At 63.1% G+C, this 20,254-nt stretch carries 18 protein-coding genes; 11 read left to right on the top strand and 7 right to left on the bottom strand.

The annotated features are described in order from the left end of the window. The first annotated feature begins 95 nt into the window (after window positions 1–95). The 4 genes from ACOYYX_RS01070 (at window position 96) to ACOYYX_RS01055 (ending at window position 3,037) form a co-directional block, all read left to right on the top strand. Window positions 96–983, top strand: coding sequence for an NmrA family NAD(P)-binding protein (locus ACOYYX_RS01070; protein WP_422928085.1), 888 nt, complete (start codon window positions 96–98; stop codon window positions 981–983). A gap of 60 nt (window positions 984–1,043) precedes the next feature. Then, window positions 1,044–1,976, top strand: coding sequence for an NmrA family NAD(P)-binding protein (locus ACOYYX_RS01065; protein WP_422928084.1), 933 nt, complete (start codon window positions 1,044–1,046; stop codon window positions 1,974–1,976). Window positions 1,977–2,032: 56 nt separating this feature from the next. Further along, window positions 2,033–2,512 carry a DinB family protein gene (locus ACOYYX_RS01060; RefSeq protein ID WP_422928083.1) on the top strand — a complete coding sequence of 160 codons (480 nt, stop codon included), beginning with the start codon at window positions 2,033–2,035 and terminating at the stop codon, window positions 2,510–2,512. Between the two features lie 123 nt (window positions 2,513–2,635). Next, complete coding sequence (locus ACOYYX_RS01055) at window positions 2,636–3,037, top strand: SDR family NAD(P)-dependent oxidoreductase (protein WP_422928082.1); 402 nt, start codon at window positions 2,636–2,638, stop codon at window positions 3,035–3,037. Here the strand turns inward: ACOYYX_RS01055 and ACOYYX_RS01050 are convergent. Continuing rightward, the gene (locus ACOYYX_RS01050) at window positions 2,961–3,422 is read right to left on the bottom strand and encodes a cupin domain-containing protein (RefSeq protein ID WP_422928081.1); all 462 of its coding nucleotides are present in this window, start codon (window positions 3,420–3,422) and stop codon (window positions 2,961–2,963) included. The genes ACOYYX_RS01055 and ACOYYX_RS01050 overlap by 77 nt on opposite strands. Window positions 3,423–3,636: 214 nt before the next feature. On the opposite strand from ACOYYX_RS01050, the gene ACOYYX_RS01045 reads away from it, so the two are divergent. Then, window positions 3,637–4,656 (top strand): Gfo/Idh/MocA family protein, encoded by a 1,020-nt coding sequence (locus tag ACOYYX_RS01045; RefSeq protein ID WP_422928080.1) that lies wholly within the window; start codon window positions 3,637–3,639, stop codon window positions 4,654–4,656. A 69-nt stretch (window positions 4,657–4,725) separates the two neighbouring features. After that, on the top strand, window positions 4,726–5,502 hold the full coding sequence (xth, locus tag ACOYYX_RS01040) for an exodeoxyribonuclease III (protein ID WP_422928079.1): 777 nt from the start codon (window positions 4,726–4,728) through the stop codon (window positions 5,500–5,502). A 65-nt stretch (window positions 5,503–5,567) separates the two neighbouring features. Here the strand turns inward: xth and ACOYYX_RS01035 are convergent, their stop codons facing one another. Both ACOYYX_RS01035 and ACOYYX_RS01030 read right to left on the bottom strand, forming a co-directional pair. Next, complete coding sequence (locus ACOYYX_RS01035; protein WP_422928078.1) at window positions 5,568–7,466, bottom strand: sigma-70 family RNA polymerase sigma factor; 1,899 nt, start codon at window positions 7,464–7,466, stop codon at window positions 5,568–5,570. A 581-nt stretch (window positions 7,467–8,047) separates the two neighbouring features. Continuing rightward, on the bottom strand, window positions 8,048–10,024 hold the full coding sequence (locus ACOYYX_RS01030; protein WP_422928077.1) for a sigma-70 family RNA polymerase sigma factor: 1,977 nt from the start codon (window positions 10,022–10,024) through the stop codon (window positions 8,048–8,050). Between the two features lie 135 nt (window positions 10,025–10,159). Between ACOYYX_RS01030 and ACOYYX_RS01025 the strand changes: the two genes are divergently transcribed. Both ACOYYX_RS01025 and ACOYYX_RS01020 read left to right on the top strand, forming a co-directional pair. Beyond that, entirely contained in the window at window positions 10,160–11,329 is a 1,170-nt protein-coding gene (locus ACOYYX_RS01025) for a GNAT family N-acetyltransferase (protein WP_422928076.1), read from the top strand. 40 nt (window positions 11,330–11,369) lie between these two features. After that, entirely contained in the window at window positions 11,370–12,344 is a 975-nt protein-coding gene (locus ACOYYX_RS01020) for a polysaccharide deacetylase family protein (RefSeq protein WP_422928075.1), read from the top strand. 14 nt (window positions 12,345–12,358) lie between these two features. Here ACOYYX_RS01020 and ACOYYX_RS01015 read toward each other — a convergent pair whose 3' ends face one another. Both ACOYYX_RS01015 and ACOYYX_RS01010 read right to left on the bottom strand, forming a co-directional pair. After that, window positions 12,359–13,186, bottom strand: a complete 828-nt coding sequence (locus ACOYYX_RS01015; RefSeq protein ID WP_422928074.1) for a metallophosphoesterase — start codon at window positions 13,184–13,186, stop codon at window positions 12,359–12,361. A gap of 421 nt (window positions 13,187–13,607) precedes the next feature. Beyond that, the gene (locus tag ACOYYX_RS01010) at window positions 13,608–15,392 is read right to left on the bottom strand and encodes an AAA family ATPase (protein ID WP_422928073.1); all 1,785 of its coding nucleotides are present in this window, start codon (window positions 15,390–15,392) and stop codon (window positions 13,608–13,610) included. A 383-nt stretch (window positions 15,393–15,775) separates the two neighbouring features. On the opposite strand from ACOYYX_RS01010, the gene ACOYYX_RS01005 reads away from it, so the two are divergent. From ACOYYX_RS01005 to ACOYYX_RS00995, 3 genes are all read left to right on the top strand, one after another. After that, entirely contained in the window at window positions 15,776–16,312 is a 537-nt protein-coding gene (locus ACOYYX_RS01005) for a hypothetical protein (protein WP_422928072.1), read from the top strand. A 158-nt stretch (window positions 16,313–16,470) separates the two neighbouring features. Next, complete coding sequence (gene surE, locus ACOYYX_RS01000; RefSeq protein ID WP_422928071.1) at window positions 16,471–17,262, top strand: 5'/3'-nucleotidase SurE; 792 nt, start codon at window positions 16,471–16,473, stop codon at window positions 17,260–17,262. 122 nt (window positions 17,263–17,384) lie between these two features. Beyond that, complete coding sequence (locus tag ACOYYX_RS00995; RefSeq protein ID WP_422928070.1) at window positions 17,385–17,933, top strand: hypothetical protein; 549 nt, start codon at window positions 17,385–17,387, stop codon at window positions 17,931–17,933. Window positions 17,934–18,052: 119 nt separating this feature from the next. Here the strand turns inward: ACOYYX_RS00995 and ACOYYX_RS00990 are convergent, their stop codons facing one another. Both ACOYYX_RS00990 and ACOYYX_RS00985 read right to left on the bottom strand, forming a co-directional pair. Then, a complete protein-coding gene (locus ACOYYX_RS00990) occupies window positions 18,053–18,856 on the bottom strand; it encodes a hypothetical protein (protein WP_422928069.1) in 804 nt (267 codons plus the stop codon). Between the two features lie 124 nt (window positions 18,857–18,980). Continuing rightward, window positions 18,981–20,162, bottom strand: a complete 1,182-nt coding sequence (locus ACOYYX_RS00985) for an alpha/beta hydrolase (protein ID WP_422928068.1) — start codon at window positions 20,160–20,162, stop codon at window positions 18,981–18,983. Between the last annotated feature and the right edge of the window lie 92 nt (window positions 20,163–20,254).

Here is a 20,254-nt window from a genome sequence, read left to right as displayed (position 1 = left end):
CGAAAATCAATTAGATCACATTTGACATCTAAATTGTCGCCGCCTACGATTTGGATGTCAAACGAAATCTTAATCGACTCCAGCGGAGAATTCCAATGTTGACGGGCAAGGTCCTGGTGACGGGGGCGACGGGCGACACGGGGCGGGCGACGATCGACGAATTGCTGGCTCGCGGGCATCAGGTCCGGGCCCTGGCGCATCGGGAGGATGAGCGGTCGAAGCGGCTCCAGGAGCGGGGCGTCGAGGTCGTCTACGGCGACCTGCTCGACTTCGGGCAGGTGCGGGCCGCATTGAGCGGCGTGCAGCGGGCGTACTTTGTCTACCCCATCCGCCCAGGGATCTTGCAGGCGACCGCGTATTTCGCCCAGGCCGCGAAGGAGGCTGGCGTGGATGGCATCGTCAACATGTCACAGATCTCGGCACGCGAGGATGCGAAGAGTCACGCCGCGACCGATCACTGGCTCTCCGAGCGGGTCTTCGACTGGTCCGGGGTCCCGACCGCCCACATCCGGCCGACGTACTTCGCCGAGTGGCTCCTCTACCTCGCCCCGATGATCAAGGCCGGAGTCCTCCACGTGCCGTTCGGAACCGGCAAGCATGCCCCGATCGCGGCGGAGGACCAGGGGCGCGTGATCGCCGGGCTCCTCGAAGACCCCGAGGCCCACAAAGGCAAGGCGTACCCCCTCTACGGCCCCGTCGAATACACGTACGAGCAGACGGCGCAGGTCTTGAGCCGGGTGCTCGGCAAGCCCGTCGCGTACAGGCAGGTCCCCTTCGACGACTTCCAGAAGGCATTCCAGGCCGGCGGCAAGGCGTCGAACAGGCCCGGCAATGACTTCCTCTTCCAGCACCTCCGCGAGGTCGCGATCGATCACCAGAACGGAATCTTCGCGGGCACCAATGACCTCGTCGAGAAACTCGGCGGCCGGCCGCCCCTCGGGCTCGAGGAGTTCATCGAGAAGCATCGCAGTGCGTTCGAGTGACGCCTTTGTGAGTGGTGGACGGGCCGCCAAACCGGAATCCACGAGAAAGGATATTCAGCCATGTCGCAAGCACCCATCCTGGTCACGGGCGCCGCGGGGCGTGTCGGGGGAATCGGTCGGGACGTCGTCGAGATCCTGCGCGGGCGCGACCTGCCGGTCAGGGCGCTCGTCCACGGCGAGGACGAACGGGCCGAGGCGCTCCGCGCCCTGGGGGCCGAGGTCGTCGTCGGGGATCTCACGCGGGCCGAGGACGTGGTGCGAGCCCTGAAAGGTTGCAGGCGCATCTATTTCGGCATGAGTGTATCCGCCCCCTACCTGGAGGCGACCGTCACCGCCGCGGCCGTCGCCCGGCGGCAGGGGGACCTGGAGGTGTTCGTCAACATCTCCCAGTTGACCGTCTCGGAGATGAGCCTGGACGCGATGACCGACTCTCCCCAGCAGCGCATGCACTGGCTGGGCGAGCAGGCCCTGAACTGGTCGGGGTTGCCCGTGGTCCACGTCCGGGCGACGGTCTTCCTCCAGCACTTCTTCTTCACCCAGTTGGCCGCCGCGTCGATCGCCCGCGACAACACGATCCACGCCCCGTTCGGCGACGCGAAGACATCCCCGATCGACAGCCGGGACGTGGCCGAGGTCATCGCGGCCGTCCTGGAGAATCCGGAGGGCCGCATCGGCAAGGTCATCGAGCTGACCGGGCCGAGGTCGCAGGACATGCGAGCCATCGCGGCGGAATACTCAGAGGCGCTCGGGCGGCCCATCATGTATGTCGACGTGCCCATGGACGAGTGGCTCGAACGCGACCTCAGCCCGATCGGCCTGCCGGATCACGTCTTCCACCACATCGAGACGATGGCCAAGCTCCACGCCGACAATCGCTACGACCGGCTGACCCACGACATCGAGGCCATCCTCGGCAGGCCCGCGACCAGCATCCGCGACTACGTGGCGAAGCATCCCGAGGTCTTCGGCCAGACCGCCAGGCCACGAGTTTGACGGCACCGACCGACGAAAACATCGCAAGAATCCAACACATCCATACCGAGGCAATCATGACGGACCATTCGCCCTTGCTCGATTCCTATCTCGCCGGTGCCGAGGAGTTGCGCGCCGCGGTCGCCGGGATGAGCCGGGAGCAACAGACCTCCCGCCCGATCCCGGGCAAGTGGAGCACCCTGGAGGTCGTCTGCCACCTGGCCGACACCGACGCCAACATCGTACAGCGGATCAAGCGGGTCCTGGCCGAGGATCGGCCCGCGTTCGATCGGGTCAGGCCCGACCAGATGCAGGCCGCCCTCGCCTATCACGCCCGCGACGCCGAGGAGGAAGTGGCGATCATCGACCTGGGCCGTCGGCAGGTCGCCCGCATTTTGCGAGCCTCGCCCGAGGCCTGGGAACGTGTGGGTGTCGTGGGAGATCGCGGCGAGCGGAGCGTCATCCAGATGCTCAACGGCGCCGTCGACCACGTCCGACATCACCTCAAGTTCGTCGTCGAGAAGCGTCGAGCACTGGGGCTCGAAGTCACGCTCTGAGGCGTCAAGAAATCTTGCTACTCGATTCATCCGCTCCATTCCGAACGTACAATTCATACCGTCCGCGTAAAATCAGAATTTACGCGAAATCCGTGACAATGGGACCCACGATGAGCCACGCATTTGGAAGGCAATGTCGCCGTCTTCACGGGCGGGAACTCCGGCATCGGCCTGACGATCGCGAAGACGTTCGTCGCGGAGGGCGCCTTCGTCTTCATCACGCGTAGACGCAAGGAGCAGCTCGATGAGGCGATCGCCGAGATCGGGTCGAACGCCTTCGCGGTCCCGGCCGATTCATCCAGGCTGACCGACCTCGATCGGCTCTATGCGACCGTGAAGGAGAAGAAGGGGCGCGTCGACATCGTGGGCGCCAACGCGGGGATCCTGGAATATGCGCCGCTGGGACGGCGGTTGGGCCCAGATCTGACGCCTCGAACCTCAACGCACATCAGCCCCCTGCCCGCTCCGCACCGGGAGGTTCGAGGATCTCGTCTCCAACCTCGGCGAGAGCTCGGCCCAGAATAGCAAAGTCGGGCGGGGCGGCCGGGCCCGCGAGGCCGTCGGCGGGTGTGCCGGCGAGTTCGATGAACCTGGCGAATCCGCTCGGCGAGGCGATCGTCAGCCCCCGACTCAGGCTCCGGCCCCCGCCCGTCGCCGCGACGGAGTGCGGCATGCCGGCCGGGATGATGAATGTGTCCCCGGGGCGGAGGACGACCGCCCTGCCCTCGGCCCGGACCGTGAATTCCCCCTCCAACACGTAGATTTGCTCCTGGTAGCGGGTGTGGCGATGGAGCGGCGTCTCGGCTCCTGATGGGAAGATCCCCTCGATCAGGTCATAGCGCCCGCCCGTCTCGACGGCCCCCGCCAGGATCGCCAGGCGGACGCCCAGCAGGTCGTAAGTCTTCCGCATGGGGCCCATCTCCCCTTCCCCTGCGCCTCGAATCCCCACCAACGCGGGTCGGCCGAAGCCCCTGAAGACTACAGGCGGATTTGCAGGGCAACGTCCATCATCGGCGACAAGGAAACCTCCGACTTCCCGGCGGCGAGGCGACGGGCGAAGCTGTCTCGGGTAGAATCGGGAGCTTGTCTCAGGTCGAGCCGCCTTGGCAGGAGGGGTGACGGAAATGTCGCAGTTCGGATTCGGCATCGTGGGGCCGGGGTTCATCGCCGGCGTGATCGCGGACGCCCTCGCCCGGTCGAGCCGCGCGAGGTTGACGGCGGTGTCGAGCCGCAAGCTCGAGAACGCCCGGAAATTCGTCGCCGACCGCCCGGGCGTCGCGGCGGTCGAGGGGATCGACGACCTGCTCGCCCGCCCCGACGTCGACGCGATCTACGTCGCCACGCCCACGGTCGCCAAGGAGGAGATCACCCTCAAGGCGATCGCTGCGGGCAAGCACGTCCTGGTCGACAAGCCGTTCGTCGACCGGGGTTCGGTCGAGCGGATGACCCGCGCCGCGGCCGACAAAGGCCTCGTCTTCATGGACGCCACGCACTTCGTCCACCACCCCCGCAACGCGACCTTCCGCGCCGAGATCCCGGCGAAGATCGGCTCCCCGCGCTCGCTGCACACGGCCTTCTATTTCCCCTTCTCCGACCGCGAGAACATCCGCTTCGACCCCAAGCAGGAGCCGATGACCGCGCTCGGCGACATGGCCTGGTACTCGATGCGTGCCGTCGTCGAGTATCTCCAGCCCGAGGGCAAGATCACCAGGGCCGTCCTCGCCCCCGAGCGCGACCCGAAGACGAATGCAATCATCAGAACCTCGGGACTCATCGCCTTCGAGGGGGGCCAGGTCTCGACCTTCGACGTCGGCTATACGGCGGGGGCGATCCTGATGGACCTGTCCCTGCTGGGAACGACCGGCGTCCTCGGCATGGACGACTTCGTGCTGGACTGGGAGAGCAGTTCCGGGTTCAAGGACTCGGGCGAAAAGACCGGCTACACCTACCGGACCGGCATGGGGACGCGCAAGGATGCGACGTTCATCCCCACACCGACGAAGGCCGCCCAGGAGACGTCGATGGTCGACGACTTCGCCGATCTGGCGGCATCCGGCGACGCCTCGCTGCGGGCCTCCTACGCCGAGGCCACGCTGAAGACCCAGGAATACCTCGACGCCCTCTGGGAATCGGCGGGCTCCTGAGCCCCCATCGTCGAGGTTGAGAGCAGAGATTCGTCGGGACACGTCGAGGCGGGCACGCCGGGGATTTTCATGAAGATTGCCACATATAACGTCAACGGCGTCAACGGCCGGCTCCCCGTGCTGCTGCGATGGCTCGAGGAGTCGCGCCCGGACGTCGCCTGCCTGCAAGAGCTCAAGGCCCCCGACGAGAAGTTCCCCCTCGACGCCATCCGGGAGGCGGGCTACGAGGCGGTCTGGCACGGGCAGAAGAGTTACAACGGCGTCGCCATCCTTGCCAGGGGCGAGGCGTCCCAGGAGACCCGCCGGGGCCTGCCCGGCGACCCGGACGACACGCACAGCCGCTACATCGAGGCCGTCGTGGGGGGCATCACGTTCGGCTGCCTGTACCTCCCCAACGGCAACCCCGCGCCCGGCCCGAAGTTCGACTACAAGCGGAACTGGTTCGGGCGACTCAACGAGCACGCCGCGACTTTGCTCCAAGGTGGCAACCCCGTCGTCCTCGCGGGCGACTTCAACGTCATCCCCGACGAGCAGGACGCCGACCGCCCCGAGCGCTGGGTCCACGACGCCCTCTTCCTCCCCGAGACCCGCGACGACTACCGCCAGTTGCTCTCCCAGGGGTGGACGGACGCGATCCGCACCCTCCACCCGAATCAAAAAATCTACACCTTCTGGGATTATTTCCGCGGCTCCTTCTCCCGCAACGCGGGCATCCGCATCGACCACCTCCTCCTGAGCCCCGCCCTGGCCCCTCGCCTCACCGCCGCCGGCGTCGACCGCGACATCCGGGCCCTCGAGAAGACCAGCGACCACGCCCCGACCTGGATCGAGGTCGGGGCGGAGTAGGGTGTGAAAGTAGGGGCCGGCACTCATCATCGCGGCCGCTTCGGATCGAGGGCCTCGCGGATGATTCACCCTGACGTGTTCCTTTCGCCCGGCCGCGAGGTTCGCTTCCTCGAGGGATTCGGGGATTGCTTGGGCTCCTGCAACTTCTTGCCGAACGCTTGGTCATAAAGCTTGACGCTCTCATCGACAAAGACGTGGCTGGAGTCGATCGGATTGAACTTGAGCACCTTGGTTGCACCATTCTCATCGATGCTCATTTCCTCGAGCCCCAAAGCCTTATCACTGAGGCTCTTCTTCAAGTGCTCGATTAATTTGACTTTGATCTCATCTCGATTCAGCCCTGCAACTCTCAGGTCGCCGTAGAATCCCAGCGAGATCGTGCCGTCCGGTCGAACGACCTTTTCACCTATAATCGGACGCCCGGGGAGGGCTTCGAGGACCTCGACCAGGAGGATGTCCGCGACTTTGACCCGGGTCAACCCATCAACAGCGGCGATGCGCGGCAAGGATTTATTGGTATAGATCAAGCTGTCATCGACGAAGACGTGATTCGAATCGACGGGAGGAACATCGACACTGATTTCTCTATCACCATCCATCTTCGTCTTGGAAAGGCCGAGCGATTCTTTCGAGAGATACTTGAGCAACCGCTCGATGACCTTGACCTTGATCTCTCGCCGATTGAGGCCCGCGACCTTGAGATCGCCGTAGAATCCCAGTGAAATCGTGCCATCGGCCCGAATGATACGGAAGTTCCTGATGGGACGTCCAGGTAAGGCCTCAAGGACCTCGATCTCCAGGGCATCACCAGGCTTCAGACGTGCCGGTTCCTCCTGGGGGGCAAGGAGGATCGGGGCTTCTGTCGTATAGTTGTCGCTCTCATCAACGAGGACGCATTCGGAGTCGACAGGGGCCACCGGGACCAGCTTGGCCTCGTCCGCGGGATCAGTGGCGACGAGCCCAAGGGCATCGTCCATCAGGTATTTTCGCATATGCTCTATCAACAGTTTTTTGATCTCGTATCGGTCCAGTCCGGCAACCTTGAGGTCGCCGTAGTACCCGAGTGAGATCGTGCCGTCTGGCCTGATGATTCGATTACCGGATAGGGGCCGCCCCGGTAAAGCCTCGAGCAGATCGATGTGCAGAAGGTTACCCGGCTTCATTCGCGCAGCGGGTTGCAGCGAGATCTCCTGAGGTTGGGCATCGCCCTTGGGCTCCGGATCGAGTTCCCCGACTGCCGGCCCCGGCTGGTTCTCGGCCTTCAGCCGCTGCGCGGCCGCGAGGGTCAAAGCACATGCGAGCGCCAGCGCGCCCAGGCTCAATGTCCACGTCTTGAGGTTCGCCCACAGCATGTCGGTCAGCGCTCCTTCCATCAGCAGTAGGGTCGAATTCGACACCACCGCGCTTCTCATCGCGGCAGACAGCGTGGCGGACGTGAGGGCCTCGGGGACGACAAGGATCGAGGCGTCGAAGGCCCCCGCGAACATCGGGGCCAGCCCCCGGCGGGTGAGACGCTCCCGTAGGCGCTTCCGCGCCCGCGACAGACGGCTCTCGACCGTGCCGACGGCGCAACCGAGTTGCCGCGCCGCTTCCTCGTGCGCAAGGCCTCCGAGGTCGCACAAGACCAAGGTCGAGCGGAAGGGCTCGGGGAGCCTCGACACTTCCTCGTCCAGAGCCGCCAGCAACTCGCGATGTTCGACATCGTCCGCAGCGTCATGCGGTTCCAGACCCGGTGTCGCCCGCTCGAAGTAAGCACGACGGATGGCCACGCCTCGCGCACGGTGCGCCACCCGGCGACTCACCTGATAGAGCCAGCGGCCCAACGAGCCGTCGACTCGCACCGAGTCGGCCTTGCGCGCCAGGATCAGGAACGTCGCCTGGAAGGCATCCGCGGCATCCTCGGGGTCATGCAGGGCCCGGCGGCACACGCCCAGCACCATCGGCCCATGACGAGCCAATAGCACGGCGAAGGCCGACTCCGCGTCGGGGTCCCCTCCGTCGCGCGACCGGAAACGGTCGAGCAGTTGGGCGTCGCTCGCACCCCCGGCCGCGCCGGTGCCGAACAACGCCCGGACGTGCCGCAAGGTCCCCGCCGTTTCCCTCTCCCCCATCGATCCGCCTCCCGCGACTCTCGTCCGCCACGCCACGACTTAAGACCCGAGCCCGGGATTCCTTCCCGGCTCCTGAAAATTGTCCTCGGCAGACGGCGGGAGCGGAAGGGCTCGGGCTCCGGGGACTTCGAACCGCCGGGTCAGGAGAAGGGCCAAGGCTCGAAGCCTCGCCAAGCTCCGCCCAAGTCTCGAGCCCGGCGCTGGCCATGGACCTCAGCGCCGCGGGCGTGGACGGCCACGCATGTGCTCTCGAGAAGACCAACGACTCATCCCCGGCCTGGATCCAGGTCGGGGATGAGTCGTATTCGGTTCCTGGCCCGGTTCGCCCCTCAACGTCGAGCATGTGCCGAATCAAGGTTGCTGCGATCGATTCACCTCGACGGGCATCGTTCACTCGCCCATGTAACGGGACTAAGGTCGAAAGATCGTCAACGTCACTTGGCCCATCGCACCAGCTTGGGTGAGGTGTCCTCATAAAAGCCCATGCTCTCATCGACGAAGACGCGGTCGGAGTCTATCGGCTTGACATTGACTGTTCTGGTATGGCCGGCGTCATCGACGTTCACAACCTTCAATCCCAAGGTCTCCTCGCTGAAATACTTTCGTAGATGCTCGATCAGCCCAGCTTTGGCCTCATAGCGGTCGAGACCGGCGACTTTCAGATCTCCATAGAAATCCAAGCAGATCGTGCCGTCGGGCCGTACGACATTACCCTTTCGATTTCCATTATCCAAAAATTCGAATATACCAAATATTTCGATACGTAGAATGTCACCTGGTTTGATCAGGACCGGACCATCAACAGGGGCGATGTCTTCGTGCGACCCCTCCGTGAAAAGCGTACTATCATCCACATAAACACGATCCGATTCGCTTGCCGGGACCTCTGCGATCACCTCCTTTCCATCTGCTATCTTTTTCTTACGGGTCCCAATCGCCTCTTTAGACATAAATTTCCTCATTCGTTCGATGAGCTTTATCTTGATTTCGTGCCGATTGAGACCGGCGACTTTCAAATCGCCGCAGAAGAGCAAGGAAATCGTGCCATCGGCCCGAACGAGGTGATGACCTCCATGATAACGATCGTTCGACGGCCCAAGGACATCAATATCCACATAATCACCGGGCTTCACATGAATGGGATCGTCTTGTGGCTCGAGGACCGTAGGAGCCGTCATACCATAGTTCAAGCTGTCATCGACGAGCACGCGACTGGAGTCGACGGGTTTCACCTGGATCATTTTCGCCTTGTCACCGGGGCTTGCGACCACCAACCCGAGATCCTCATCACTGCAGAATTTTCTCATATGACTTACTAATTTTTCTTTGACTTCGTATCGATTCAGGTCGACGACTTTGAGTTCGCCGTAGAACCCAAGCGAAATCGTCCCATCGGGCCTTACGATGGCCTCCTTGCTAAGATACCGACGCGGCTCAGTTGCATCTGCGGTTCCGAGCACCGTGATTCGAAGCTTATGACCGGGCTTGAGACGATCGGGGGGCAGTAGGAATATCGGCTTGGATGCGGCACTTTTCCCGGAATCGACGGTGCGCGATGGAACGGCCGGTCTCGGCTCGTCCTCGGCCTTCAGCCGATGCGCAACCGCGACGCCCAAGGTATACGCCAGCGCCAACGCGCCCAGGCTTAGAATCCATGTCTTCAGTTTGGTCCACAGCATTTCGGTCAAGGCTCCTTCCATCAGGAATAGGGTCGAGGTCGAGACCGTCGCACTTCGCATCGCGGCGGATAGCGTGGCGGACGACAAAGACTCGGGCACCATAGGGGTCGAGGCATTGAAGGCGCCGGCGATCGTCGGGGCCAGACCCCGGCGGGTGAGGCGATCTCGGAGACGCCCGCGAGCCCGCGAAAGCCGGCTCTCCACCGTGCCGACGGCGCAGCCGAGTTGCCGTGCGGCGTCCTCATGAGCGAGACCACCGAGGTCGCACATGACCAAGGTCGAGCGGAATGGTTCCGGGAGCCTCGATACCTCTTCGTCCAGGGCCTCAAGCAACTCCCGGCGATCGGCGTCCTCCGCAGGCTCGAAGGGCTCGAGCCCGGGGTTGCCCGACTCGAAGTAAGCGCGACGCATCGCCGCGCCCCGAGCCCGATGGGCCACGCGGCGGCTCACCCGGTAGAGCCAGCGGCCCAAGGAGTCGTCGACACGCACCGTGTCGGCCTTACGGGCCAGGATTAGAAAGGTTGCCTGGAACGCATCTGCCGCGTCGTCAGGGTTCTGCAAGGCCCGGCGGCACACGCCCAGAACCATCGGACCGTGCCTCGCCAATAACACGGCGAAGGCCGACTCGGCTTCGGGGTCTCCACCGTCACGGGATCGGAAGCGATCCAGCAACTGGGCGTCGCTCGCACCGCCGGCAGCCCCGGCGCCAAATAAGGCACGGACGTGCCTCATGGTGCTTGCCGTCTCCCTCTCTGCCATCACCCGGCCTCCCGCCCATGTCGTCCGTCACGCCATTACCTAAGACCTGAGCCCGGGGAATCCTTCCCGGCTTTTCGAAATTTTCCTCGGCAAGGGACGGGATCGGAAGTGGCTCGGCCTCCGGAGGAGCCGAAGCAACAGGATCGGGACGAGCGCGGGGCCCGAAGCCACGGATGGGCACGGCCGAATCTCGGCCCGCGCGGAAAGGGGCTCGCGCGTGGTATCCTGGCCGCCATGACGCCCGAGATCCGCCCGACGACCGCAGACGACCTGGACGAGTTGAGCCGGTTCCTGACCGAGGGCTTCCACGCGCCTCGCGACGCCGAGTTTGCCGCGCCGGATGTCCTGGCCTGGAAGTACCTCGAGCCGATCGGCCGGGACGCGACGCCCAGGAGCCTGGTCGCCATCGAGGGCGGGCGCGTGGTCGGGCACGTCGGGATCTACGCCACGAGCTTCGAGGGAGGCGGGCTGCCCGATGGCGGCGTGACGACCCTGCACATGATCGACTGGCTCGGCTCGCGCGAGCACCGCTCGCTCGGGTCGTCCTTGATGCGGAAGGCCCACGAGCAGGGCGAGACGCAGTTCGTCCTCGTGGCCAACGAGCAGGCCAGGCGCGTCACGAAGGCGGCCGGTTACGCGTCGAGGGGCGACATCCCCGTCTTCCGCAAGGTCCTGCGGCCGTCGCATCGCCTGAGGGCTCCCGGCCAGGGAGGCGTCGGGAAGGTCCTCCGCATGGCCAACGACCTCGCTTCCATGATGTTGAAGCCCGGGCGTCGGCCCGAGGCCCACGTCGTGCTGAGGCGCGTCGAGGCCTTCGGCGAAGAGACCCGGCCGATCGTCGACGCCGTACGCCGCCGCGCGGCCATGTCGAGCCGAGACCCGGACCGGCTCAACCATATGCTCAGGTACCCTCGCGAGGGGATGTCGGGTTGGCAGATCCTCGACGAGCCTCGCGGGCGCGTCGTCGGCCTCGCGATCTTGAACGTCGTGCGGCAGGATCGGATCCAGGCGGGCAAGGTCGTCGAGTGCCTGCTGGAGGACGCCTCCCCCGCCCCCTGGCACGCCGCCGCGATGGCCCTCGCCGCCGAGCTTCGCACGCAAGGAGCCGACTACGCCGTCGGCTTCGGCGGCTCATCATGGATGGCCACCGCCCTGCGCGACTCCGGCTTCGTCGCCACCCACAACCTCGAGCTGACCCTCCGCGACCGGGGACACCTCATCCCCGAAGAGACCGCCCTTCACCTCTCGCCGTTCGAAGCCGATTATGCTTATATCTAACAAACGAGAATTTCTCGCCAAACGCCTGACCGATGTTGGGGTGATCCGGCTCCTGGAGAAGCGGGCGCGGAAGCCGTCGGTGCTGGTGGCGACGTTCCATCGGATCGGCGACCCGGAGGCGAGCCCGTTTTATCATGGGGTGTTCTCGGCCTCGCCGGAGGCGTTCCGGGCCGAGGTGATGCATCTGAGGGATCGGTTCCGGTTGATCTCGATGGATGAGCTGGTGGCGTTGGCCGACTCGGGCTTCGAGGTCGACCGGCCCACGGCGCTGATCACGTTCGATGATGGGTATCGGGATAATCTCGAGGTTGCCCTGCCGATCCTCGAGGAACTCGGGGCCCCGGCGACGTTCTTCATACCGACGGGGTTCTTCGACGAGCCCAAGATCCCCTGGTGGGATCATGTGGCGTATGTGATGAAGCGCTCGGGGCGCGAGCGGCTCGTGCTCGACTGGCCCGAGGCCGTCGACATCGAACTCACCCCAGGAGCGAGGATCCCGGAGATCATGCGGGTGATCGGGCTCTACCTCGACGGGAAAATCGACGATGAGGCCCGGTTCCGCGCCTACCTCGAGGAACGCGCCAAGGTGGTCGTCGATGAGGCAGCCCTGGGGTCGGCCCTCTTCATGGGGTGGGAGGGGGTCCGTCGGCTCGTCAGTTCGGGGATGACGGTCGGGGCCCATTCCCGGAGCCATCGCCGCTTATCTTCACTCTCGGAAGACGAGCAGCGCGATGAGCTCGAGGGGTCGAAGAAGATCCTCGAGCGAGAGGTCGGCCGTGAGGTGACTACCATCGCCTATCCGTTCGGATGGGCGGGGACGTATGACGAGAGGACGCTCCGCCTGACCCGGGAAGCCGGATATCGCCTGGCCTTCACATCGAGGGAGGGGCTCAATCTGCCCGGCTCGAGCCGAGCCCTCGAACTGGCCCGGCTCAACATCGGGTATCACGACTCCCCGCCGCTGCTCAGGGCGAGGATGGCCTTGCAGGCGGCGCTGGGGAAGTCGATCCTGTAGTCCCGGGGGAAGGCTCAGGCCATCTTCGCGAGGGTCAGGATGACGACCTCGGGGCGGCACTGGAAGCGGACGGGGGGGCCGGACGTGCCGACGCCCCGGGTGATGAAGACCCGGCAGGTCGGGCCTTGCACGAAGCCTTGCAGATATTTCTGCCCGTAGGAGGAGGGGACGACCGGGGCGCCGTAGCCGGGGAGGACGACCTGGCCGCCGTGCGTGTGGCCCGAGAGCATCAGGCCGATGCGCTCGTCCTCGACCGTCTCGGCGAAGTCGGGGTTGTGGGAGAGGAGGAGGACGGCGTCGCGGTCGGTGGCGTCGCCCAGGGCGGCCTTGATGTCCTGCTCGTCGGTCCAGACGTCGCCCACGCCGGCGAGCCGCAGGCGGGCATTGCCCCGCTCGAGCCAGACGCCCCGGTTGGTCAGCTCGGTGATCCCCGAAGAGGCCAGCGCGGCCTTGGATTCGTCAATCCCTTCCCAGAAATCGTGGTTGCCCAGGACCCCGAACCGCCCCATCTTGGCGCGGAGCTTGCCGAGCTCGGCGATCCCTGGGACGATGAAGCGAGGGCTCTTGGAGACGTAGTCGCCGCCGAGCAGGATGAGGTCCGGGTTCTCTGCGTTGGCGAGCGAGACGGCGTGCCGGATGTAGTCGAGCGAGGCGTGCGGGCCGTGGTGAGTGTCGGCGAGGAAGGCGACCTTGAGGCCCTCGAATTCCGCCGGGAGGTTGGGGAGATGGGCGGTCTCCCTGGTCACCCGGCACCACTTCGACTCCGCGAACGGATAGGCCCCGCCAGCCCCCAGGGCCAGGGTTGCTCCGACGGCGGCCTTCAGAAGCTTGCGTCGATTCATCGACCGATCCTTCGTTCGCGATGAAAGGGATTCCGGCTCCGCTGTCATGCTCGAGATCCTCCGCGATGATCTCCCTCGACGGAGCCGGATAGCCTGCTTGGCTGAAGGAATCCTTCGAAAAGCAGGGGCCCACAACGACAGTTATCGTTTTACAACCTTTCACGCTTGAAGGTCCAGGCCAGCCGGGGCATCTTCGGGGCCTCTCCGATGCCGTGAAGGGTTCGTGTCGACTCGACGAAAGGTCCGTTGCGGAGAAGTGTTACGGGATCTGAGCGGACTTGTCCCGAGCCATGTTGGATACCCGGTGAGAATAGATATCTGGCGCCACGGGCTCCTTGACCGGGCCGTCGCGATTCGGCATGCTCTAGTTATCACATATTATCCGGGATGGCGCAATCGCCCTGATATCGGGTTCATCCTCTCAGTTCGAAGAGGGATCAAAAGGGTTCTTCTTTAGTCTATCTTTCAGGATCACGCTGACGGTATCAGGAATGAGGCTGCTCCAGGGCATTACGAACGTGGTACCGCATTGTTTGCACTTTCCACGCCTGCCCAAAGCCTTCATTGGCGCTCGCATTCCTTTTTGACATCCAGGGCACTCACTATGCCAAAGAGCATCATCGAGTTCGATTGATTGGGCATCGAACCCTGACACCATCTCGAATGGCAAATCCAAGTATTCTATCCGCTGGAGTGTCTGCTTGTCCGGAGTAAGCATCGGACCGCTCATAATGCGATCGGAATGGCGTGATAAGGTTTTCTCGAAGATCTTCCTTACATCGCGAGCATTCCCGAAATTCTCATTTCGCCGTTTGTGGGCTAGCGTGAACAGTAATGAAACATATCCAAGGCATTTGCTGTCCATGGTATATTCGCCATCTTTGCAAAGCTTTTCAAAGATTGAACATAATTCGGTAACAGTAAAGTCTTCAAAGTTGATGAACCGAGTGAATCGGCTTTCTAGCCCAGGATTTGTGTGCAGAAATCGAGTCATCTGATTGGAATATCCTGCGACTATGACGCATAGTCGATCCCGATAATCTTCCATACCTTTTAGCAGCGTGCTAACGGCCTCTGGACCAAAATCATTACCAAACTCATTGCCTATCAATGAGTACGCTTCATCGATGAAGAGAACACCATCCAAAGCTGATTGGACGACCTCCGCCGTTTTGATCGCGGTCTGTCCCACATATCCACCAACGAGGCCCGATCTGTCGGTTTCGACCAGCTTGTCGGTGCGTAAGATGCCAAACCCATAGAGTATCTTGCTGATAATTCTTGCTACGGTAGTCTTGCCCGTTCCGGGATTGCCAGTGAAAACAAAATGCAACGTTTGTTCCGATCCGCGCATTCCATGTTGCTTCCGCATCGCTTGCACTTGGAGGAATGCTGCCAGTCGTTGTACCTCGCTTTTGACAGCCCCTAGACCGATCATTTCTGTCAATTCGATGAGTGCTGCTTGCAAAACTTCATTCCGTTTGGCCTTGTCGTCTGCGGGCTTTCTCGATTTCGATAACTGTTGGTCGTTACTAGACGCAATTGCACCAATAATCTCCGCTCTAAAACTCTGTCGAATCTCCTGGACTATGTAGCGGGACTTCTCAATGTACTGAACAAACGCGTCCAGCAGTTCGCGTTCATGATAATCGAATCCGTCGATTTTCATAATTTCGACTAAGATGGTGCTGATGATGTGCCGATATTCTCTCAAGCTATCACTTCTTTCATCCATAGCATCAACACAAATACACAGCATACACCCCGCATGCCTGGACCCCTCACAGCTTCCTCCGAATATGTTCTCATCTTCTTTGAAGAAGTTAAGGAATTCTGAGATCTGGCCGTAATGAAGATCTCTGAATGGCGCATACCTTCTGAAAAGCTGACCGAATACTTCGTTTGTAAACCTCGCTAACGGATATGAAGCGACGAGTTCTTCCTCTAGCACTCTGTCATCAGCCAGAATGGCGTTGATCGTGGCGATGAGGCAGTCGGACAGGACTGCGCACATGGTAATTGGACGAATTGCCCTTACCAAGCCATCCTTTGGCTCAAGCATCTTGACCAAGACCTCTGCTCCATCAAACTCTGAGAGTATTTCTACTGTTGTTCGAATCGCATTTTCATTCCCAAGCCGCTCGGCCAGATAGTCCGCCAAGTGCTGAATGTTTTCGCCCAAAAGAGAGTAGAGATCGAGCGGCACTTAAATTCTCCATGAAAGCAAACAATGACTGCCTGTCGGCTGATCTTTCGTGACTGGCCCTAAGCGATCAGCAAAGACTCCCAATCCTGCGAATTCAAGCCCTGGAAATAGAACGTATTCCGTTTCTCGGGCTCGTGGATGACGTTGAGCCTATGCAGGGCATTACCCTGTCCAACTAACCCGCCGCCCGTCATCCCGTTGAACTCGAAATCCAACTTGCCGTTGTCCTCGTCGGCTCTCCCATTTGACTTACCTACGGATTCTTCGGCAAGTGGTTATTCTGGCCAATTCGGCATCGCCAGGTTCGGTCGACTTGCAGAGAACCGCCGGTGTGCTATTCTGACGGCAGAAACTCCCTAACTCCCTTGCCCCACAGGAGCGCCATGGCGAAGATGCCACACCTCACCAGCGGTCACCTAATGCTCGCCATGGGCGTCGTGGCCGTGAACTTCGCGGTGGGGCGATGGATGGATGACTACGATTGGGACGAAGGTCTGATTCTCATGCTCCTCCCGATGGGGATAGTGATTCAGCTGGCGGGACTGAGAGCCTTTACGATGCAGGGGGATGCCAGAGCCTTCTGGCTCGGTTTCCTTGCATTTGCCATGGCCTCCCTAGTGTCGCTAGCGTCAGGCGCCGTCCTCGGGCGTTGGTGGCTAAACAACGTTTGGACCACATATATCAGAGTGGTATTCCGGGCTTTGGAAAAAGTGCCCTACCTCGATCGTACTCCATCCACACCACGGAAGATTTCGATCATCTGCGCCGCAGTAGTACTCCCGATTCACTTTCTCGCTGGCCTGATCGGCGGACTTTCGGTGTCGCGGTTGACACGGGGTAGCAGGCGGGAGGAGACGCCCCTGGATCCAGGCCAACCCCCCGCCTGTGCCCAGGGCAAACGCCTATCAAAATTAATATAAGGACAGGACTTGCGTCAGGCAGTCTGTATTCAAAGGTTCATGTCGGTTGACGCTGGTCCGTCGAGCCCGTTACGATCGCGTACGGTCGGCTCGAGCCGGAAGGGACCGGCCGGCTTCTTTCTGGGTCCCGGCGCGATCCTTGGTGCGGTGAGTGCCCCGTGCAGATCTTGCTGACCAACGACGACGGTGTCTTTGCCCCCGGCCTACGCGCCTTGCGTAAGGAGCTACAAAGGCTCGGGGATGTGACGGTGATCGCCCCGGCGATGGAGCAGAGCGGCGTCGGCCACTCGATCACGCTCCTGACGCCGCTGGTCGTCAAGCAGGTGGATGACGACGACGGCTCGACCCTCGGCTGGATGGTCGAGGGGAGCCCGGCCGACAGCGTCAAGCTCGCCATCTGCGAGTTGATGGCCAGGCCCCCGGACCTGATCGTCTCGGGGATCAACTCGGGGTCGAATGCGGGCATCAACGTGCTCTATTCGGGCACGGTGGCCGCGGCCATCGAGGGGGCCTTCTTCAAGATCACGAGCGTCGCCGTCTCGCTCGAGCTGGCCGAGCACTTCGACTATCCCCACGCCGCGCGTCATGCCGTGCGGGTGATCGAGAAGATCCTGGCGCAGAAGCCCCCCAACGGCTCGCTGTACAACGTCAATCTCCCGGCCCACTCCCGGGGCGAGCCCAAGGGGGTCCGCGTCGTGCCGATGGGCCTGGGCCGCTACGGCGAAGGCTTCGAGCGCCGGCAAGACCCGCGAGGCAGGACGTACTACTGGATGACGTATAACCCGCCCTACAACCTCGAAGGGCCCGAGACCGACGTCACCAGCCTCTGCGAAGGGTACATCACCGTCACCCCCCTGCACTTCGACCTGACCCGGTATGACCTGCTCAACGAGGTCGGGGCCTGGGACTGGTCGGGGGTGGCCGACCCCGCCAAGCCCCCGAAGGGCTGACGGCAGCGGATCGAGGCGGTCGGGCCTCGCCCGGCCGCCTGGCCACGCCTTGCCGCAACGCCTCCTGATCTCCAGCATCGAGACCCGACAAGCCAATGCGTCAGGATTAAGGAGCAACGTCCGTGCGTACGCGACCTCGAGTCCTCCGGCTCACCTCGACGACCCTGCCCTGCCTCCTGCTCCTCTCCGCCGGCTGCGAGGAGCCCCGCCACCTCCCCAACTCCGGCAAGGCCGCCAACCAGGCCGCACCGAATGCCAACACCGCCACCGTCCAGCCTCGCGAGATCCTCGGCAAGACCACGCAGGACGTGCGGAAGATGGAGCCCGAGCTCCAGGCGGGGGCCCAGGTCGCCTCGGACAAGATCACGGCGAAGGACCCGCTGACCCTCTCGGGCAACGCCTACGTCGTCTCCATGAACCACATCTCGTTCAACAACGTGAAACATGCCATCGACCTGTACCAGGCCGAGCATGGCGAATACCCCAAGAACTACGAAGAGTTCCGCGACGAGATCCTCAAGCCGGGCAAGCCCGACGGCATCGCCCTGCCCCAGCTCCCCTACTATCAGGAGTACAGCTACGACGAGAAGGAGCACAAGCTCGTCGTGCTCGAGTACCCCGAGCGCAAGGCCCAGGTCCAGAAGCAGGACGACGCCAAGTACGGGCGTTGATCCTCGAACTGAGCCAAGCCGCGAATGAAGGAAGGTCGCTTCCACCCCGGGCATCGAGGGGGAAGCGACCTTTGTTGGTTTCCTGGCGGCGCTGGGCGACCTCTCGATGAGCGTCGAGATCACTTGGGGAGGCTGAGCGAATCCAGGCTGGGAAGGTCCTGGAGCTTCGGCCGCGTCTCGGAGGTCGTGCTCGACTCGGTGGCTTTGCTCGGGTCATCGCCCGGAGGGCCGCCGGGGAACGGATACCGCTTGCGCGAGAAGCGTTCCCTCGAGAACGGGTTGCGGGGCGGCCTTCGCGTCGAGAAGGACGGCCGAGCGTTCTTGGGGATGGAGATGCCGCCGGGCATGGGCATCTCGCGAGGCCCACGGGTCAGGCTGATCCGATCCACCTTCCAGACCCCCGACTTCTCCTGCTGGAAGCCGAGCGAGAAGTCGAGGTTGGCACCGCCGAAGTTCATCGCCACCGGCATGAAGTCGGCCCGGTAGGAGCCGCTCGACGTGACTCGGAAGACCGCGCTACCGCGTCCCGACTGGCTCCCGGCGTGGGTCTCGAGCTGCGAGATCCTCATGAAGTCGAACTGGGCACGCTGGAGCTGCTCGGTGATGAACTTGCGCACGGCATCGCCCGAGAGTGATTGTCCCGACTGCGAATACTCGACGTTCGGCGTCAGGTGGGTGATGACGGCGGCGGAGTCGGAGGCGACCACCGCACGCCTGAGGTCGTAGACGACCTGCTCGATGCGCTCGTTGTCGGTGACCCAGAGCCACTCGACGCCGAGCACGATCGCGGCGAGGCCCAGGGCGATGAGGGCGCGGATCAGGTAGCGCCCCTGCTGGGTCACCTTGAGGACGATCAGGAAGATCGCCCCCAGGATCCCGAGCCCCCCGGCCAGATATGTTGCGTCCTCGGTGAGCAATTCCATGACAGGCGGCCTTCCTCTCTGAACCCCTCAGTACGGACGCGGGATACCTTCTTCGACGACCCTTGGAGCCGCTAGAATCGCGGGGGGCTCGTGAAGCATGGTCACGACATGGTCCCGGCATTCCTCACTGGGGTTCTTGCTGCTTTGCAGGCGCGGCGTCTTTCTCTTTCTCGCGATCCTTCTCCTTCGCCTTCTCCTTGCCGGCGTCCTTCTTCTCCTTTTCCTTCTCCGCGGCGTTGGGCGTCTTGTTCGTGCGGACGAGCTGGATGTCGCCGTAGGCGACGGGCGTCAGGTTGTACCGGGGCTCCCACTCGACGGCCTTGTTCTTGACCATCCCCTCGAAGAACTTGGCGATGACGCTCGTGACCTTCGGCTCCAGCCTCAGCAGCTTGTACCCGTGCAATGACGACGGGAAGAACTCGACCCGATTCAGGCGGGTCCGCTCGACGATGGCACGGGCGGCGCGGACCGGATCCTTCGAGACCTGGTCGCGCTCGCCGGCCAGGACGAGCAGCGGGATCCTCGGGCCGAGCGCCGCCATCATCTCCTTGAGCCCGAAGCCTTCGCCTTCGGCCATCGGCGAGACCAGGACGAGGGCCCCGAGGTCGCTGGTCCTCCCCTCGCTCGAGACGGCCCCGCCGGGCGAGTTCGCCCAGGCCGCGGCCAGGTTCGCCCCTTCGCCCAGGGCGAGCACCCCGAACTTCGCCAGGTTGAGCTTCCCTCGGTTGTGGCGATCGACGAGGAACTGGTAGGCCGCCTGGACGTCGTCGATCATCTTCTGCCAGTCCTGCTGGCTGAGGGCCTTGCGGACGTTGGCCCCCTGGCCCCGGAGGTCGAGGGTCAGCACCGCATAGCCGAGGCTCTGCATGTGCTCGGCGATCCCCTGATTCTTCAGCTCGGCGATCGGATCCTCGAAGTCCTTCCCCGAGCGATCCTTCTCGTGGATCATCAGGAGCACGGGGGCGTTAGTCCCGAGGCGCGCCGGGAAGGTCGGGTAGTAGGTCACCGCCAGCAAGGTCCCGTCATTGGCCTTGAGCTTGAGGCGGTAGTGGACCATCCCCGCGGGCCCGTTCTTGTCGGCGTCGAGCCCCTGGTTCTCGATCGGGTCGCCGGCGTTCGGGAGCGCCTTCTTGAGCGGCTCCCCCTTGGCGTCTCGCCCCTTGTTCCGGGCGTTCTTCCCCTTGCCCGCGGCATTCTGCTTGGCCGGGGGATTCTGCGCCAGCGACACCCCCACGGTCGTGAGGGCGACTGCGAGCGTCGTCGCGACCAACCTGATCCAGGTCCATCTTTCCCAACGGCTCGGCATCGCGAAATCCTCCGGAAAGGGTCGCGACGCACCATCCTCTCGCGATTCCCCTTAACCGACTATCCTACATGGGCTCGTCGGCCTATGACAAG

The organism is Singulisphaera chitinilytica (assembly GCF_049331405.1).
Taxonomy (GTDB): domain Bacteria; phylum Planctomycetota; class Planctomycetia; order Isosphaerales; family Isosphaeraceae; genus PoT.
Note: the sequence above shows the minus strand (reverse complement) of the source record. Positions and strands in the feature narration are given on the sequence as shown.